13 protein-coding genes and 3 tRNA genes are annotated in these 15,658 nt (G+C 65.8%); 8 read left to right on the plus strand and 8 right to left on the minus strand.

The annotated features are described in order from the left end of the window. Window positions 1–25: 25 nt before the first annotated feature. Together ettA and ASE49_RS16025 are read right to left on the minus strand one after the other, a co-directional pair. On the minus strand, window positions 26–1,699 hold the full coding sequence (gene ettA / locus ASE49_RS16020) for an energy-dependent translational throttle protein EttA (RefSeq protein WP_056774794.1): 1,674 nt from the start codon (window positions 1,697–1,699) through the stop codon (window positions 26–28). 95 nt (window positions 1,700–1,794) lie between these two features. Next, window positions 1,795–2,892: a hypothetical protein gene (locus tag ASE49_RS16025; protein ID WP_162234265.1), complete on the minus strand. Its 1,098-nt coding sequence runs from the start codon at window positions 2,890–2,892 to the stop codon at window positions 1,795–1,797. Between the two features lie 74 nt (window positions 2,893–2,966). Between ASE49_RS16025 and ASE49_RS16030 the strand changes: the two genes are divergently transcribed. Beyond that, window positions 2,967–4,334: a M28 family peptidase gene (locus ASE49_RS16030; protein WP_082456523.1), complete on the plus strand. Its 1,368-nt coding sequence runs from the start codon at window positions 2,967–2,969 to the stop codon at window positions 4,332–4,334. A gap of 13 nt (window positions 4,335–4,347) precedes the next feature. Here the strand turns inward: ASE49_RS16030 and ASE49_RS16035 are convergent, their stop codons facing one another. Beyond that, on the minus strand, window positions 4,348–5,217 hold the full coding sequence (locus ASE49_RS16035; protein ID WP_056774969.1) for an HpcH/HpaI aldolase/citrate lyase family protein: 870 nt from the start codon (window positions 5,215–5,217) through the stop codon (window positions 4,348–4,350). 419 nt (window positions 5,218–5,636) lie between these two features. On the opposite strand from ASE49_RS16035, the gene ASE49_RS16040 reads away from it, so the two are divergent. Beyond that, on the plus strand, window positions 5,637–6,176 hold the full coding sequence (locus tag ASE49_RS16040) for a peroxiredoxin (RefSeq protein ID WP_056774972.1): 540 nt from the start codon (window positions 5,637–5,639) through the stop codon (window positions 6,174–6,176). A 163-nt stretch (window positions 6,177–6,339) separates the two neighbouring features. On the opposite strand, the gene ASE49_RS16045 is transcribed toward ASE49_RS16040, so the two are convergent. Next, a tRNA-Ser gene (locus tag ASE49_RS16045) sits at window positions 6,340–6,431 on the minus strand. Window positions 6,432–6,702: 271 nt separating this feature from the next. Between ASE49_RS16045 and ASE49_RS16050 the strand changes: the two genes are divergently transcribed. The 3 genes from ASE49_RS16050 (at window position 6,703) to ASE49_RS16060 (ending at window position 9,363) form a co-directional block, all read left to right on the plus strand. Next, complete coding sequence (locus ASE49_RS16050) at window positions 6,703–7,518, plus strand: DUF1134 domain-containing protein (protein WP_056774796.1); 816 nt, start codon at window positions 6,703–6,705, stop codon at window positions 7,516–7,518. A 113-nt stretch (window positions 7,519–7,631) separates the two neighbouring features. Next, window positions 7,632–8,810, plus strand: a complete 1,179-nt coding sequence (locus tag ASE49_RS16055; protein ID WP_056774800.1) for an amino acid aminotransferase — start codon at window positions 7,632–7,634, stop codon at window positions 8,808–8,810. A 1-nt stretch (window position 8,811) separates the two neighbouring features. Next, the gene (locus tag ASE49_RS16060) at window positions 8,812–9,363 is read left to right on the plus strand and encodes a GNAT family N-acetyltransferase (RefSeq protein WP_056774802.1); all 552 of its coding nucleotides are present in this window, start codon (window positions 8,812–8,814) and stop codon (window positions 9,361–9,363) included. Between the two features lie 25 nt (window positions 9,364–9,388). On the opposite strand, the gene ASE49_RS16065 is transcribed toward ASE49_RS16060, so the two are convergent. From ASE49_RS16065 to recJ, 3 genes are all read right to left on the minus strand, one after another. Then, window positions 9,389–9,463, minus strand: a tRNA-Glu gene (locus tag ASE49_RS16065). Between the two features lie 34 nt (window positions 9,464–9,497). Next, a tRNA-Glu gene (locus tag ASE49_RS16070) sits at window positions 9,498–9,572 on the minus strand. A 92-nt stretch (window positions 9,573–9,664) separates the two neighbouring features. After that, window positions 9,665–11,452, minus strand: coding sequence for a single-stranded-DNA-specific exonuclease RecJ (recJ, locus tag ASE49_RS16075; protein ID WP_056774805.1), 1,788 nt, complete (start codon window positions 11,450–11,452; stop codon window positions 9,665–9,667). Window positions 11,453–11,566: 114 nt separating this feature from the next. Here recJ and ASE49_RS16080 point away from each other — a divergent pair, with 114 nt between their 5' ends. From ASE49_RS16080 to folP, 3 genes are all read left to right on the plus strand, one after another. Next, entirely contained in the window at window positions 11,567–12,319 is a 753-nt protein-coding gene (locus ASE49_RS16080; RefSeq protein ID WP_056774808.1) for a hypothetical protein, read from the plus strand. Between the two features lie 202 nt (window positions 12,320–12,521). Then, window positions 12,522–13,655 (plus strand): site-specific DNA-methyltransferase, encoded by a 1,134-nt coding sequence (locus tag ASE49_RS16085; RefSeq protein ID WP_056774811.1) that lies wholly within the window; start codon window positions 12,522–12,524, stop codon window positions 13,653–13,655. Next, window positions 13,652–14,782: a dihydropteroate synthase gene (folP, locus tag ASE49_RS16090; protein ID WP_056774814.1), complete on the plus strand. Its 1,131-nt coding sequence runs from the start codon at window positions 13,652–13,654 to the stop codon at window positions 14,780–14,782. The genes ASE49_RS16085 and folP overlap by 4 nt, the downstream gene beginning before the upstream one ends. A 30-nt stretch (window positions 14,783–14,812) precedes the next feature. Here the strand turns inward: folP and ASE49_RS16095 are convergent, their stop codons facing one another. Further along, window positions 14,813–15,571 (minus strand): SDR family NAD(P)-dependent oxidoreductase, encoded by a 759-nt coding sequence (locus ASE49_RS16095; protein WP_056774976.1) that lies wholly within the window; start codon window positions 15,569–15,571, stop codon window positions 14,813–14,815. Between the last annotated feature and the right edge of the window lie 87 nt (window positions 15,572–15,658).

Below are 15,658 nucleotides of genomic sequence, written 5' to 3' on the forward strand. Positions count from 1 at the left end.
GGAACGACGCCCAGTGGCCTGCCCGTTAGCGGGTCAGTTTCTTGTAGGCGAGCGCAGTGGGCCGATCGGCGGCATCGCCAAGGCGGCGGCGCTTGTCTTCCTCATAAGCCGCGAAGTTGCCTTCGAACCATTCGACGTGGCTGTTGCCCTCGAACGCCAGGATGTGGGTGGCCAGACGGTCAAGGAAGAAGCGATCGTGGCTGATGACCACGGCGCAGCCCGCAAAGTTCTCGATCGCCTCTTCCAGCGCGCCCAGCGTTTCTACATCGAGGTCGTTGGTCGGCTCATCGAGCAGCAGCACGTTGCCGCCCAGCTTGAGCATCTTGGCCATGTGGACGCGGTTGCGTTCACCGCCCGATAGCTTGCCGACGTTCTTCTGCTGGTCCGCGCCCTTGAAGTTGAACGCGCCCACATAGGCCCGCGTCGACATCTCGTGCTTGTTGACGGTCATGTAGTCATGGCCTTCGGAAATCTCTTCCCACACGTTCTTCTTGGGATCGAGGTGATCGCGGCTCTGATCGACGAAGCCCAGGTGCACGGTGGAGCCGATCTCGATCGTCCCTTCGTCCGGGGTTTCCTTGCCGGTCAGCAGCTTGAAGAGCGTGGACTTGCCCGCGCCGTTGGGGCCGATGACACCCACGATGCCGCCCGGCGGCAGGATGAAGGACAAGTCCTCGAACAACAGCTTGTCGCCATAGGCCTTCGAGATGTTCTTCACTTCGATGACCTTGCCGCCAAGGCGCTCTGGCACCTGGATGACGATCTGCGCCTTGCCGGGCTTGCGGCCGGCCTGCGCTTCCTGCAGTTGCTCGAACTTGCGGATACGGGCCTTTGACTTGGTCTGGCGCGCGGCGGGGGTCTGCCGGATCCATTCCAGCTCTTCCTTGATCGCCTTCTGGCGGCCAGACTCCTCGCGGTCCTCCTGTTCAAGGCGCTTGGCCTTCTTTTCCAGATACGTGGAATAGTTGCCCTCGTACGGGAAGTATTTCCCGCGATCGAGTTCCAGGATCCAGCCCACCACGTTATCCAGGAAGTAGCGATCGTGGGTGATCATCAGCACCGCGCCCGCATATTCCTTGAGGTGGTTTTCCAGCCATTCGACGGATTCGGCGTCAAGGTGGTTGGTCGGCTCGTCAAGCAGCAGGATGGACGGCTTCTGGATCAGCAGGCGGGTGAGCGCGACGCGGCGCTTTTCACCGCCGGAGAGGCTTTTCACCGGCCAGTCGCCCGGCGGGCAGCGCAGGGCCTCCATCGCAATCTCCAGCTGGTTGTCGAGCGTCCAGCCGTCCACCGCGTCGATCTTGTCCTGCAGTTCGCTCATCTCGGCGCCCAGCGCGTCGAAATCGGCGTCTTCCTCGCCCATTTCCATGCCGATCTGGTTGAAGCGCTCCACCATGTCGGCCACGCCCCGCGCGCCGTCCTTGACGTTTTCAAGGACGTTCTTGGTCTCGTCTAGCTCGGGCTCCTGCTCCAGATAGCCGACGGTGATGTTCTCGCCAGCCCAGGCTTCGCCGGTGAAATCGGTGTCGATGCCGGCCATGATCTTGATCAGCGTGGACTTGCCGACGCCGTTGGGGCCGACGATGCCGATTTTCGAGCCCTGGTAGAATTGCAGCGAGATGTCGCTGAGGACCGGCTTGGGAGCGCCGGGGAAGGTCTTGGTCATGCCCTTCATGACATAGGCATATTGAGCGGCCATGGAGTTCCTCTGGGATGTAAGCGTGCTGGTCGATTTGCGGCCCGCTCTACAGGCGCGCGCGGGCCTTGCCAAGGGCGGCGGGGGTCAGGCCTTCGTCAGGCGGGCAACGGCCTTTTAAGGGCCGCGGCGGCCAGCATATGGGCCGTGCGGGGCAGGAATGCGAGCCCGGCCAGGATCGTCGGCGCGATCAGTATCGCCCAGTAGAAGTTCACCGGCCTGGCGAACACCGCGAGCAGAAACACGATGCTGCCCAGCCAGGGCAGGGCGATGCGCGCCAGCGGGCGGGGTGCGCCCATGAACCCGACCAGCGCCAGCAGGGCCGCGAGATAACACCAGGGCCGCGGCATCAGGTTGAGCAGGCTGACGTCAACGATGTCGCGCAAGGGGGCTTCAGGGCCGCGCAGCGCATCCCAACCTTGCGATACGGCGTCACCGGGCAAGGACAGGGGCATGACCATCGCCCGGTGCACCATCAGCGCCGCGGCATAGGCGACCAGCAGGCCCATCCACGCAAGCAGCGCGCGCCGATGGCCGCCGCGCCATGCATGATACGCGCCGATCGCCACGAACGGCACGGCAAGCTCCCGGATCGCCAGCGCGCACGCCGCCGCGACGATCGCCGCCGCCACGTGTCCGCGCGCCAGCAGCGCGCTGGCAAGCGCGATGAGGACGCCGGCCCATAACTCGTGCGACACCATCAGCGTGTCGCTGGCCGCCATCGCGCCGCCACCCAGGGTCAGCAACGTTGCCGCGATGCGTTCCGGCGCGCGGGTCATCGGGCGCAGCATCGCGTACCAGGCCAGCGCAGTGATCAGCAGCAGCGCGCGCAGCATGGCGCGGGTGGCCGGCCAGCCCAGCGCGGCCTCGATCCACGCGAGTGTTGGCAGGCGCACGGTCACGAATGGGCGGGTCGGAAACCCGTGCGCGCGGTGCAGACGGATCGCGGCGTGGTAATAGCCTTCCCCGTTCGCCACGGCATCGCCGATGTCATGGTACAGGCGGATGTCGGAATACGTTCCGTCACCGGTGATCGCCGCGCCGCCGCTGCCGGAGAGGGGCTGAATCGTCAGCGTCCATGCGCCCAGCAGCACGATCACGACGATCAGAAGCCGGGCCTGCAGCGAAGAGAGGGTGTCGAGCATGGTGGCGTTGTGCTGGCGGCGCAGCGTGAGTGCAAGCAGGCCGTTCGGCATTTGTGGTACGCCGTATCCTGGCGGCCTATACAACGGCTTGGCAGCGCACGCAGCCTCGGTTAGCACTTGGGGCCATGACCAACACCCTGCTGCTGCGCGCCGGCCTTGCCGCGCTTGCCTTCACCGTTCCCACCTCAGCTTTCGCGACGCCAACCCAAGGCAGTGGCGTGGCCTGGGATATCGTGGAGGGACTGACGACCGAAATCGGCCCGCGCCCCGCCGGCTCGCCTGCAGAACACCGCGCGCGGGACTGGGGCAAGGCCCGGCTGGACGCGCTGGGCTTCAAGAACGTGCGGATCGAGGAATTCCGTACTCGCGCATGGACCCGTGGCCCCGAAAGCGCGGTTCTGACCGCGCCGTATCAGCAGCCGCTGGCGATCACCGCGCTGGGCTTTTCCGTGCCCACGCCCAAGCAGGGCCTGAAAGCACCGCTGGTCTATTTCCCCAGCCTCGCCGCGCTGGAGGCCGCGCCGGGCGGATCGCTCAAGGGCAAAATCGCCTTTATCGATCACGCCATGCGCGCTTCGCAGGACGGTTCGGGCTACGGCCCGTATGGAGACGTGCGGCGGCGCGGGCCGGGGATCGCGTCGCGCAAGGGCGCGGCGGCCATCGTCATCCGCTCGGCCGGGACGGACAGCCACCGCAACCCGCACACCGGCGTGACGATTTTCCCCGCCGGCGTGGCGCCGATCCCCGCCGGTGCCGTCTCCAACCCAGACGCCGACCTGATTGCCCGCATCGCCGCGCGCGGACAGCCGATGGCGATCGACCTGACCTTGCTGGGCAAGCCGTTTCCCGATGCGCCATCCGGCAACGTGATTGCGGAACTACCGGGCCGCGATCCGTCGCTGCCGATCGTGCTGGTGGGCTGCCACCTTGATTCCTGGGATCTGGGGACTGGCGCGGTGGACAATGCCTCTGGCTGCGCCATCGTCACGGCCGCCGCGCTGGCGGCGCAAAAGGACGGGCAGACTTTACGCACCATCCGGGTGCTATGGGCCGGGAACGAGGAAATGGGCCTGACTGACGGCGGCGGTGCATACTACACCAAGCTGCATGGCGGCGAGCCGCACGCGCTTGCGATGGAAAGTGATTTTGGCGCGGACAAGGTCTGGCAGGTCAAGTTCCACGTTGCACTCCAGAACGCCGCGATGGTGGATAAGGTGAAGGCGGCGCTGTGGCCGATGGGGATTACCCCGCATGCCGGCGCTGCCGATGGCGGAGAAGACGTGTCCGGCATCATCAAGGCACAGAGCCTTGCGGTGATCGATCTGGGGCAGGACGGCACCCGCTACTTCGATCTCCATCACACGCCCGACGACACGCTGGACAAGGTGGACCCTGTATCGCTGCAGCAGAACGTCGATGCCTGGGCCGCCGTACTCAAGGTCGTCGCCAACGAGCCAGGCACCATCGGCAAGGCTGCGCCCGAGAAACAATAGCGGCCTATCTCCCTCAACCCAGGGTGATGCGCCCCGCCATCGCGACCATCTGCTGCGCTTGCTCCAGATGGAGCAGCTCGGTCATCTTGCCGTCAACCCGGATCACGCCCTGGCCGGCGTTTTCAGGCAGTGCGAAAGCGGCGATGACGCTGCGCGCCCACGCAAGGTCAGCCTCGCTGGGTGAGAATACCGTGTTGCACGGATCGATCTGAGCCGGGTGGATCAGGCTCTTGCCATCGAAGCCGAATTGCTGGCCTTGACGCGCCTCGGCCTCGAAGGCGTCCAGATCGCGAAACTCGTTACACACGCCGTCCAGGATCGCTACGCCATGCGCGCGGGCTGCGGCGACCGCCATCGACAGGAACGGCAGGAATGGCGTGCGCTCCGCACTCAACGGCGCCCGCATTTCCTTGGCCAGGTCGTTGATGCCCATGATCCACAGCGATAGCCGGGTAGAGCTGGCCATCGCCGCGATCGGCTCCAGCGCGAACATGCTAGCGCATGTCTCGATCATTGCCCACATCTGCATGCCGGGATGCGCGGACGCCAGGGCGGCCTCGCACCGGGCGATGTCCTGCGGGCCGTTCACCTTGGGCATCAGCACCGCATCTGCGCACGAGCCGGCGATGGCGAAAAGGTCCGCCGCGCCCCATTGCGTGTCCAGTCCGTTGGCCCGGATGGCGACCAGGCGATCGCCAAAACCGCCTTCGGCTACGGCGGTGATGGCAGCCTCCCGCGCGCTCGCCTTGGCCTCAGGAGCGACTGCGTCCTCCAGGTCCAGGATCACCACATCGCACGGCAACGTGCGTGCCTTGGCAATGGCCTTGGCGTTCGACGCGGGCAGGTACAACGCGCTGCGGAGGGGATGGTCGGTGAACGGCATGAAAGGCTTTCCCAAAGATCGCACGAACAGCGCACGTCCTTGAAGCCGCATGCCGGCCTGTCAAGCTGCCGATGTCATGGATAATCACTCGTCAGCGCACCTGATCGCGCAGACACCTATACCAAAGGCACCATTTCCAAGGCTTTGGGTCGTACCTACCCTGATGGCAGCCGCAGACTGTCATGTTAGTCGTGACCCGGTCCGACAATGGAGTATCCCTCTGCTCCGGCCGTTGGATTGCGGCAACCCTTCGGGGTCGCACCCATCGCCCTGCTCCGGTCAACGCGCCGGGGCAGGGCGATGCAGTTTGCGGGCTGACCAAGATCGGGTAGTGGCTGCGCCAAGACAGTTTGACCGACAAGCAGATGACTATGGCAATCCGCTGGACAGGCCATGAATGGCGGGGCACTATCGCCGCCATGAAGCGCCTCCTGCCCTCGATCGCCGCCTTCGGGCTCCTCGCCATTTCCGGTACGGCTCACGCCAGCCTGCCCGTGGGTGCGAAGGCACCCGCCTTCTCGACCCAAGCGGCCAAGGGCGGCAAGACGATGCCGTTCGACTTGCGCGAAGCGCTGCGGCGCGGGCCGGTGGTGCTGTATTTCTACCCCAAGGCCTTCACGCAAGGCTGCACCCTGGAAGCACACGCCTTCGCCGAAGCCACGCCTGAATTCGCCAAGGCTGGCGCCACGGTGATCGGCATGTCGGCGGACGATCTGCCCACGCTGCAGAAATTCTCCACCGAAGCCTGCCGTGACAAGTTTGCGGTCGCGATGGCAACGCCGCAGATCATCAAGGAATACGACGTTTCGCTGAAGAAAGCCGGTGCGCCTGCCGGCATGACCGACCGCACCAGCTACGTCATCGCCAAGGACGGACGCATCGTGATGGTCCATTCAGACCTCGATTACCGCGATCATGTGAAGCTGGCGCTGGAAGCGGTGAACAAGCTCAAGAAGTAAATCGGTGCACCGGCATGCCGCATGGGCGTGCCGGTGGTCGACAGGCTGATCGGTCAGGATGGATGATCTGCGTACCGCAAATCAGGCGATCTGTGTAGTGGTGGATTGAGCCTGAAGTCGATAGCGGGGCCCATACGGGCAATGTTCACGCGCTTGAAGGCAATGGCGGAGACGCCGGGATTCGAACCCGGGGAGCCCCCTTAAGAGCTCGACGGTTTAGCAAACCGCTGGTTTCAGCCACTCACCCACGTCTCCGGATGCGGCTTGGAGCGGTGCCTATAGCGAGAGGGTATGGGGCCGGCAAGGGGAGAAGCGCGCCGGATCGAGCGATGTGGAAAAAACATTTCCAACCGTCGCATATGGCCGCGCCCTGCCGCAAACCGGACTCCGATCGTCGCCCGTTCATTGCGCGGCAATGCCGGGGGATTCACAGGGGACGGTAGGGTAAATATCGCGTACGGGGCGCGGAAGGGGGAGGCAGCACATGCGTCGACCCGCACTATGGCATCGGCAGGAGGGTCAAATCATGCACAACCGCAAGCTGTCCAGCAGGACAAGCACCAATGCGCCATATCGCCGCGCATTGACGGCGGCGATCGCCCTCTTCGCTGCAGTTGCACCGGTGGCCCCGGCGCTCGCGCAAGTCACCACGGTGGACCCGGACGCGACGATCGACGGCGATCTCAACCGCGGTCCGGCAACCTATCCTGCCCCCAACAACCCGGCGCCTGGCAACGGCACGCCCGTGGACGCCCCGCCGCCCGCCACCGGCTGGACGCCGCAGCCAGGCCCCGCCAGCCCGCCGCCGCCAAGCTCTGCACCGGTCGCCCCGCCGCCAACGCCTGCAGGCGACAATACCGCGACGTATCGCGAAGACGACCTGATCGGCGCGGCCGAGGGCGTCTTCGGCAAAGGCGCGAAGGGCCTGGCCGACGTGATCCGCGATCTGCTGGCCAAGCAGGGGCAGCCCAACGCCTATATCGTTGGCCGCGAAGCAGGAGGCGCGATCGCGGTGGGGCTGCGTTATGGCTCGGGTACGCTGCACCACAAGATCGAAGGCGAACGGCCCGTGTACTGGACCGGGCCTTCGATCGGCTTCGATGCCGGTGCCAATGCCAGCAGCGCCTTCGTACTGGTGTACAATCTGTACGATTCGCAGGAACTGTTCCACCGCTTCGGCGCGGGTGAGGGGCAGGCCTATCTGATAGGTGGCTTTACCGTCAGCTACCTGCGTCGCGGCAACACCGTGCTGATCCCGGTGCGTGCCGGGGCGGGGCTGCGGTTGGGCGCAAACATCGGCTACATGAAGTTTTCGGAAAAGCAGCGCTGGCTGCCGTTCTGATGATGTTACTCGCTCTATCGGCGAGGGTCAGGCGCAACAATCTTACGGTGATGGAGGGCGATGCACATTCGGCGGTTGCGCCGCGTGGCGCGCAAGGTTAAGGGCCGCGCGCCATGCTCAACACCCTCACGCAACAGCCCGCCGATGCGCTTCTCGCGCTGATCAAGCTCCACAACATCGACCCCCGGGCCGACAAGATCGACCTTGGCGTCGGCGTTTATCGCACCGGGCAGGGAGATACCCCTGTGTTCGGCGCGATCAAGGCGGCGGAGGCCAGGCTCGTCGCCGAGCAGGACTCCAAAGCCTACCTGGGCCCGGAAGGCGACATGGGCTTCGTCGAAAAGCTCATGCCTTATATCTTCGGCGCGGACAGCGCTGACCTTGGCGGCCGCATCGAAGGCATGCAGACGCCGGGCGGCACCGGCTCGTTGCGCCTGGCTCTGGCGATGGTGAAGCGCGCCGGCTACAGCCGCGTCCTCGTCGGCAAGCCCAGCTGGCCCAACCACAACCAGATCTGCGCCGATCTTGGCCTCGACGTCTTCGAATTCAATCACGCCACGCCCGACGGCCGCACCGATATGGAGGCGCTGCGCGGCGCCCTCGCAGCGGCCGGGGAGGGTGATGCGATCCTGCTCCACGGCTGCTGCCACAACCCCACCGGCATCGATTATTCCAATGCCGAATGGGACGAGATCGCCGGTCTGCTCGGCGCTTCGAAGGTGCTGCCGATCATCGATCTGGCGTATCAGGGCCTGGGACTGGGCATGGAGGAGGACGCTTACGGCCTGCGCCGCGTGCTGGCGCAAGTGCCCGAAGCGCTGGTGTCCTATTCGTGCGACAAGAACTTCGGCCTGTATCGCGATCGTGTAGGCGCGCTGTATGTGGTGGTGGGCGATCCGGCGGATCTTACCAAGGTCATTTCCAACGGTCACGCGCTGGCCCGCGCCAACTGGTCGCAACCGCCAGATCATGGCGCCGCCGCCGTGCGGCTCGTGCTGGAGGATGAGGCGCTCACCGCCCAGTGGCTGGACGAACTGCACCAGATGCGAGACCGTATGCGCCAAGTGCGCGCACGCCTTGGCGCGGCGGGCAAGACCGGCGGCGTCGATCTTACCCCGGTTGGCAACCAGCACGGCCTGTTCTCCATCATCCCCTTCACCGCGGAACAGGTGCAGGCGATGCGGGCCGAACACGGGATCTACTTTGCAGCATCGGGGCGCATCAACGTGGCGGGCCTGACGATGGGCAACATCGACCAGTTCCTGGCCGCTGTGGAAAGCGTCACCGCCTGACATGGATCGTCAGCCGGTTCTCCATGGGGATCGGCTGACGCTGCGCCCGCTGCTGTCAGGTGACTGGGACGCGCTGTACGCGGTTGCCGCCGATCCGCAGATCTGGGCGGTCCACCCCGCGCACGATCGCTGGCAGGAGCCGGTATTACGCGCATTTTTCGATGAAGGTCTGGCGCACGGTGGCGCCCTGGCGATCGTGCTGCGCGAAAGCGGCGCCATCATCGGCTCCAGCCGCTATGGCGAGCCGCAGCAAGACCACCCCGACGAGATCGAGATCGGCTGGTCGTTTCTGGCGCGCCGCTTCTGGGGCGGGGGCTATAACGCGGAATTCAAGCGCCTCATGATTGGGCATGCGCTTGAGCATTACGCCAGCGTGATATTTCAGGTCGGCGAGGACAACGTGGTGTCCCGCAAGGCGATGGCGAATATCGGCGGCGCGTTGACGGACCGCACTGTCAGCCACGAACGCGGCGGGGTGATGGTGCGCCACGTGATCTACGCCATAACGCGCGAGAGTTTCGCGCATGGCCCGCTAAGCGCGCCGATGCGCTGAAAACCGCGCCGATGCCGTTGAAAAATGGTGACCCCTACGAGAATCGAACTCGTGTTTACGCCGTGAGAGGGCGTCGTCCTAACCGCTAGACGAAGGGGCCATGGGCCATTTGCGTTTCCGAAACCATCAACCGATGGTGACCCCTACGGGAATCGAACCCGTGTTTCAGCCGTGAAAGGGCCGCGTCCTAACCGCTAGACGAAGGGGCCAAACCGGGTTGCGCCGGAGGCAGGACCGGCCCTCTAGCGGGGCCTCCAAAGACGGTCAACCCCTGCGGCGACATAAAAGTGCAGATCGCTTTTCAGTCGCAGAAGGCGGCGTCATCAAGGTGGAGTTCGGCGGCCGGACGGCTGCCCCAGTCATCGATCCTGGCGCGTCCGGCCAGCCACAGGCGGCGCCCTTGCGCGGCGTGCAGCAGCGCTTGGCCCATCTCCGTCTCGCCCGAACGAAAGGCCATGGCTTTGAACCGGCCGCCATCCGGCCCGGTGACGATCAGGCGAACATGATCGGCGCCTACGATGTCCGCCTTGACGATCCGCACCGGCCCCACCGCGATGCGCGGACCGGGCCAGCCCATGCCGTAGGGCCCGGCGCTTTCCAGCGTCTCCACCAGCGCCGGGTTCAGGCCGCCGGGTGACAGGGCCAAGTCCAGCAGCATGTGCCGTCCGGCGGATGATTGCGCCACGTCTGCCGCCAGCCGTTCGTCCAGCCACTGCGACAGGGCGTCCAGTTTGTCCGGTGCAACGGTAAGGCCTGCCGCCATTGCATGGCCACCGCCGGCGATCAGCAGCCCGGCTTCGCGCGCGGCAATGATTGCCGCGCCAAGATCCACGCCGGCAATGGACCGCCCTGAGCCCTTGCCATTGCCCGCCTCGTCAGCGCTCATGGCGATGACCAAGGTGGGCTTGCCGGTCTTTTCCTTGATGCGCCCGGCCACGATGCCGATCACGCCGGGGTGCCACCCTTCGCCTGCAACCACAATCACCGAACGGTTGTGCTGCCGGTCAAGCTGGCTTTCGGCCACTTGCTGCACCTCCTGCTCGATGGCCCGGCGTTCATCGTTCAGGCGCGAAAGCTGCGCGGCGATAGTCTGCGCCTCGTCGGCGTCCGTCGTGGTGAGCAGCCGCACGCCCAGCGTGGATTCGCCCACGCGCCCGCCGGCGTTGATGCGTGGGCCCAAGGCAAAGCCCAGGTCGCTGCACGTAGGAGCGCGGCCAAGCCGGCTGGCGTCGATCAGCGCGGACATGCCGATGTTGTCCCGCTTGGCCATCACCTTCAGGCCCTGCGCCACGAGTGCCCGGTTGAGGCCATGCAACGCGGCGACGTCGGCCACAGTGCCCAGCGCCACCAGATCGAGCAGGCCGAACAGATCGGGCTCCCGCCGGGTTTCGAAATAGCCACGCAGCCGCAGCGTGCGCACGGTGGCGACGGCGAGCAGGAACGCCACGCCCACGGCGGCCAGATGGCCGTGCGCGGCGCCCAGCGCGTCCTCGTCCAGCCGGTTGGGGTTCACCAGCGCAACCGCGCGGGGCAGCTGGGGCGAACACTTGTGGTGATCGACCACGATGACATCGACGCCGGCCTGGTGCGCCATCTCCAGCGCTTCGTGCGCCATGGCCCCGCAGTCCACGGTGACGACAAGGCTGGACCCTTCGCCTGCGATCCGCACTAGCGCTTCGCCGCTGGGGCCGTAGCCTTCCAGCAGGCGGTCCGGAATGTAGTAGCGGGCATCGTGGCCCAACTGGCGCAGCAGCAGGATCAGCAGCGCGGCGCTGGTGGCGCCATCGACGTCGTAATCACCATAGACGGTCACGCTCTCGCCTGTCAGCACCGCCTGGGCGATGCGCTCTGCCGCCACGTCCATGTCCTGAAACACGGACGGGTCCGGAAGGAACGCGCGCAGCGAGGGGTTTCGGTGACGCTCCAGATCGGCGCGCGGCACGCCGCGAGACAGCAGGAGTTGGGTGACGATATCGTCTTCAAGGCCAGCCGGACCATCGCTGAGGTCCATGTTGCCGCCGCGCCATTGCCAGGCCTTGCCAGACAGCGAACGGTCGATCCCGAAAACGCAGGCGGATCGTGATTCCATAGTCATTGGCGTTAGCCTACCTGTCACCATGCGCAAAGGGCCGATGCGGGTGTTTCCAGCGTGGCGGTTGCAGCTATGGTGTGGGCCGAGACGATTCTCATTCTGGAGTGACCTTTGCAGCCCGATCCCAGCCTTTCGCTGCTGTTCGCCCCCGGAACGCGCCCCACTGCGGACCGGATGGCTGCGCTCATCGAGGCCGCAGCGCGCGACGGGCTGGCGGCACGGGTGAGCCATTGCCCGCCCGCCGAGCAGGGATGGCTGGAAGTTCTCGCGAGCGGCCTGACGTTCGATGTGCGAGGGCTTGCGCCAGCGAAATCTGCCCCGACACCCGCGATCCAGGACAGCTTCGGCTTCGACGATGACCGCCCTACCGCCACCGATCATGAAGCGCTGACGCTATTGCCCGCCAGCCATATCCTCGCAGGCGCAGCGCAAATGCCGGTGGTGCGCACGATGATGGGGCTCGCGGCGAACCTTGCCCTCCATCTGCCTGTGCGCGCCGTTGCCTGGGGGCCAGCGCAGACAGTGATGGAGCCGCGCTATTTTTCGCGTGCGGTGATGAACTGGCTGGCGGGCGGTCCGTTTCCCGCCCACGGCCTTGTCGCCCTGCAACCAAGGGCGGATGGCACAATCGTCAGCCGTGGCCTGGTCTTCTTCACCGGTCAGGAAATGCAGATGGAAGCCAAGACCGGCGAAAGCCCTGCCGAGGCGCAAAGCCATGCGGCGTTCGCGATCGATGGGCTCATCCGGCATGGCGCGATCGACGAGCCGGTGCGGCTGGCTCAAGGGCCGTCTGCTTTGATCGCCGAACCTTCGAAAGTCGGCAAGCTGGTGCTGGTCTGGCGCGAAGCGACGCACGCGCTGTAAAAAGTTACGGGCGAGTCCTGCGCGCCACACACACTTCATCTTGAGTCCCGCGCGCTGTCAAAGCCCCGACATGTTGTGCCGGATTCGTTTTGTTCTCGCACAAGGTCCCGCTGTAAACCCTTGGAATCTGGCGAGTCGAGCCTTGACGCGGAGTCCGCAATGACTCACCGTGCTGCCTTATCCACAGTTTGGCGGAGCAGTCATGGGGCAGATTTTGGTCAAGGAACGCATCCGGGCGCGGGCACCAGCCCCCACGCCCAGGGAACTGCTTCCGCTCGGCCACATCATTCCCGGCGACTGCGTGGAGGCGATGCGTACCATCCCCGATGGCAGCGTGGATATGGTGTTCGCCGACCCGCCCTACAACCTGCAACTGGGCGGCGACTTGTCCCGCCCGGATGGCAGCCACGTGGATGCCGTCACCAACGACTGGGATAAGTTCGCCAGCTTCGCGACGTATGACCAGTTCACCCGCGAATGGCTGACCGAGGCGCGCCGCGTCCTGAAGCCCGAAGGGTCGCTGTGGGTGATCGGATCGTATCACAACATCTTCCGCCTGGGCGCGATCATGCAAGACATGGGGTTCTGGATCCTGAACGACATCGTGTGGCGCAAGGCGAACCCGATGCCCAACTTCAAGGGCACCCGCTTTACCAACGCGCACGAAACGCTGATCTGGGCCTCGATGGGTGAAAAGGCGAAGTACACCTTCAACTACCGCGCCATGAAGACCCTGAATGACGAGTTGCAGATGCGCTCTGACTGGGTGCTGCCGATCTGCAACGGAGCAGAGCGGTTGAAGAAGGATGGCCGCAAGGTTCATCCCACGCAAAAACCAGAGGCGCTGCTGTACCGGGTGATGCTGGCCACCACCAACAAGGGTGACGTTGTGCTTGACCCGTTCTTCGGCACCGGCACCACCGGGGCGGTTGCCAAGCGGTTGGGGCGCGAATGGATCGGGTGCGAGCGTGAGGGGGATTATCGCGCCGCTGCCATGGAGCGGATCGAGATGGCCCTGCCGCTGGATGAAAGCGCGCTCAAGACCATGCAGTCCAAGCGCAGCGCGCCCAAAGTGGCGTTCGGCACGCTGGTCGAAACAGGCTGGATCGCGCCGGGAACCCTGGTGTGGGACAAGAAGCGCCGGCATGTCGCCACGGTACGGGCCGATGGTTCGCTTGGGTCTGGCGATGCCTCGGGGTCGATCCATGCGGTGGGGGCGCAACTGCAGGGCGCACCCTCGTGCAACGGCTGGACGTTCTGGCACCTTGAACATCAGGGCGAGGTCAAGCCGCTTGACGTGATCCGCCAGCTTTACCTGCTCGCCACCGAACCGTGACCGACCGCAAGGTCTATATCCGGCCCATCGCGTTTGCGGAAAGCCCGCAAAGCGAGGAGGGCGAGGCGGTGCGTCTGGCCGGCGCGATGGTGTGGGCCAGCCGCTTCGCCGTCATCGTGCGGGAAGGGGGCAGGGTGCTGTCCCGCCAGCGGGTCGCGGTTAATGAAGTCCCTAAGGCCCTGGCCGCACTGCCCGCTGATCTGGGCGCGGCGGCGGAGCGTCAGTGGAGCAATCTGCGCAAAGCCCACGCGCCGTTGAGCGTGGCGCTGACCAACGGCGACGCGCGCACGATCCGGCTCGACCAGCCGCAAGTCATGGGCATCCTGAACATGACGCCGGACAGTTTCTCCGACGGCGGGCAGTTTCTGGACGACGGCACAATCGCCGCCGATCACGCTTTCGCGATGGTGGAGGCGGGCGCCGCAATCATCGACGTGGGTGGGGAATCGACCCGGCCCGGCGCAGCGGCCGTTTGGGAAGGCGACGAACTGCGCCGCGTAGTGCCGATGGTGGAGCGGCTTGCGGCTATGGGCACCGCGATCAGCATCGATACCCGCCGACCAGCCGTGATGGAGGCGGCGCTGACGGCGGGCGCGCATATTCTCAACGACGTATCCGCGCTGCGCTACGATCCGCGCAGCCTGGAGCTTGCGGCGGCATCAGGTGCGCCGGTGGTGCTGATGCACGCGCCGGGCAAGGCGGACGACTTGCATTCCGGCGCCGCGTTCCACGATGTGGCGCTGGACGTGTTCGACTGGCTGGAGGCGCGCCGCGATGCCTGCGTGGCCGCCGGGATCGCCGCGGACCGCATCGTGCTGGACCCCGGTTTCGGCTTCGGACTTTCGCTGGCGGAGAACCTGGCGCTGTTCAACGCCCTGCCGCTGTTTCACGCGCTGGGCCAGCCGCTGCTGGTGGGAGTCAGCCGCAAACGGATGATCGGCGCGCTGGCTAACGAAGCGCCCGCCCACCAGCGGCTGGGCGGGTCGCTGGCGCTGGCGGTCAAGGCGATGGATGCCGGCGCCCACATCCTGCGCGTTCACGATGTACCCGAAACGGTGCAGGCGGTGCGCGTCTGGCGGGGCCTGCGCGATGCGGCGCTGACCGCGTTTTCGCAGATGCCGGGCTGACGTCGGCGCTGGGTGAAGGGGCGGCGGCACTCACGCCGCATACCCGCCATCGCTGACCAGCACGGCGCCGGTGATCGTGGCCGCCGCATCGGACAGCAGGAAGCTGATTTGGGCCGCCACTTCTTCTGCCGTGGCGAAACGGCCCAGCGGCGTGGCGGCGCTGCCCATCGCGGCGATGGCGGCGCTGCGGCTGCCGGCGTCTGTCGCCATATCGGCGAACATCGGGACCGCGTCCCACATCGGCGTATCCACGCCGCCCGGCGCGATGGCGTTGACGCGGATGCCAAGCGGTGCGCCTTCCTTGGCGGCCACTTTGGCAAGGTGGATGACCGCCGCCTTGCTGGCCCCGTAAGCGGCGGTGCCGGGTTCCGCCTTGATGCCGCTGGCCGATGCGGTGAGGACGATGGCGCCGCCGCGTTGCCGCATGGCCCGCATCGCACACCGCAACGAAAGTGCGGCCCCGTCCAGATTGGTGGACAGCACCGCGCGCCACTGTGCAAAGTCCAGATCGACGATCGCGCCGGATGCGGTGACGCCGGCATTCAGGATCGCCAGATCCAGCCCGCCGTCCAGCGCCGCATCCACGCGGTCCCATGTGTCCGGTTCCGCAACGTCGCCAGCAATGCAGGTGGTGGGGCATCGGACGCCCAGCGCTTCCATGGCGCCGTGGTTGCGATCCACCAGGATCAGGCGAGCGGCGCCTTCTTCAGAGAGCAGCCGCGCGCATGCAGCGCCGATGCCCGATGCCGCGCCGGTGATAAGCGCAGTCTTGCCGATGAATGATGGCATGATGAATTCTTCCAATACGTTCGGTCCCTGCGGCCATCTAAAGCCGCTAATCGTGTGCAAACGCTCCGCCGGGGCGGTGTTACTGGA

It is taken from the genome of Novosphingobium sp. Leaf2 (genome assembly GCF_001421325.1).
Taxonomy (GTDB): domain Bacteria; phylum Pseudomonadota; class Alphaproteobacteria; order Sphingomonadales; family Sphingomonadaceae; genus Novosphingobium.

What these genes read in the sequence shown, in the direction of transcription:
- ASE49_RS16060 (WP_056774802.1), top strand. Translation starts at nt 8,812, where the DNA reads ATGGATCGTCAGCCGGTTCTCCATGGGGATCGGCTGACGCTGCGCCCG.
- ASE49_RS16085 (WP_056774811.1), top strand. Translation starts at nt 12,522, where the DNA reads ATGGGGCAGATTTTGGTCAAGGAACGCATCCGGGCGCGGGCACCAGCC.
- ASE49_RS16095 (WP_056774976.1), bottom strand. Translation starts at nt 15,571, where the DNA reads ATGCCATCATTCATCGGCAAGACTGCGCTTATCACCGGCGCGGCATCG.
- ettA (WP_056774794.1), bottom strand. Translation starts at nt 1,699, where the DNA reads ATGGCCGCTCAATATGCCTATGTCATGAAGGGCATGACCAAGACCTTC.
- ASE49_RS16055 (WP_056774800.1), top strand. Translation starts at nt 7,632, where the DNA reads ATGCTCAACACCCTCACGCAACAGCCCGCCGATGCGCTTCTCGCGCTG.
- ASE49_RS16035 (WP_056774969.1), bottom strand. Translation starts at nt 5,217, where the DNA reads ATGCCGTTCACCGACCATCCCCTCCGCAGCGCGTTGTACCTGCCCGCG.
- ASE49_RS16050 (WP_056774796.1), top strand. Translation starts at nt 6,703, where the DNA reads ATGCACAACCGCAAGCTGTCCAGCAGGACAAGCACCAATGCGCCATAT.
- ASE49_RS16040 (WP_056774972.1), top strand. Translation starts at nt 5,637, where the DNA reads ATGAAGCGCCTCCTGCCCTCGATCGCCGCCTTCGGGCTCCTCGCCATT.
- recJ (WP_056774805.1), bottom strand. Translation starts at nt 11,452, where the DNA reads ATGGAATCACGATCCGCCTGCGTTTTCGGGATCGACCGTTCGCTGTCT.
- ASE49_RS16025 (WP_162234265.1), bottom strand. Translation starts at nt 2,892, where the DNA reads ATGCCGAACGGCCTGCTTGCACTCACGCTGCGCCGCCAGCACAACGCC.
- ASE49_RS16030 (WP_082456523.1), top strand. Translation starts at nt 2,967, where the DNA reads ATGACCAACACCCTGCTGCTGCGCGCCGGCCTTGCCGCGCTTGCCTTC.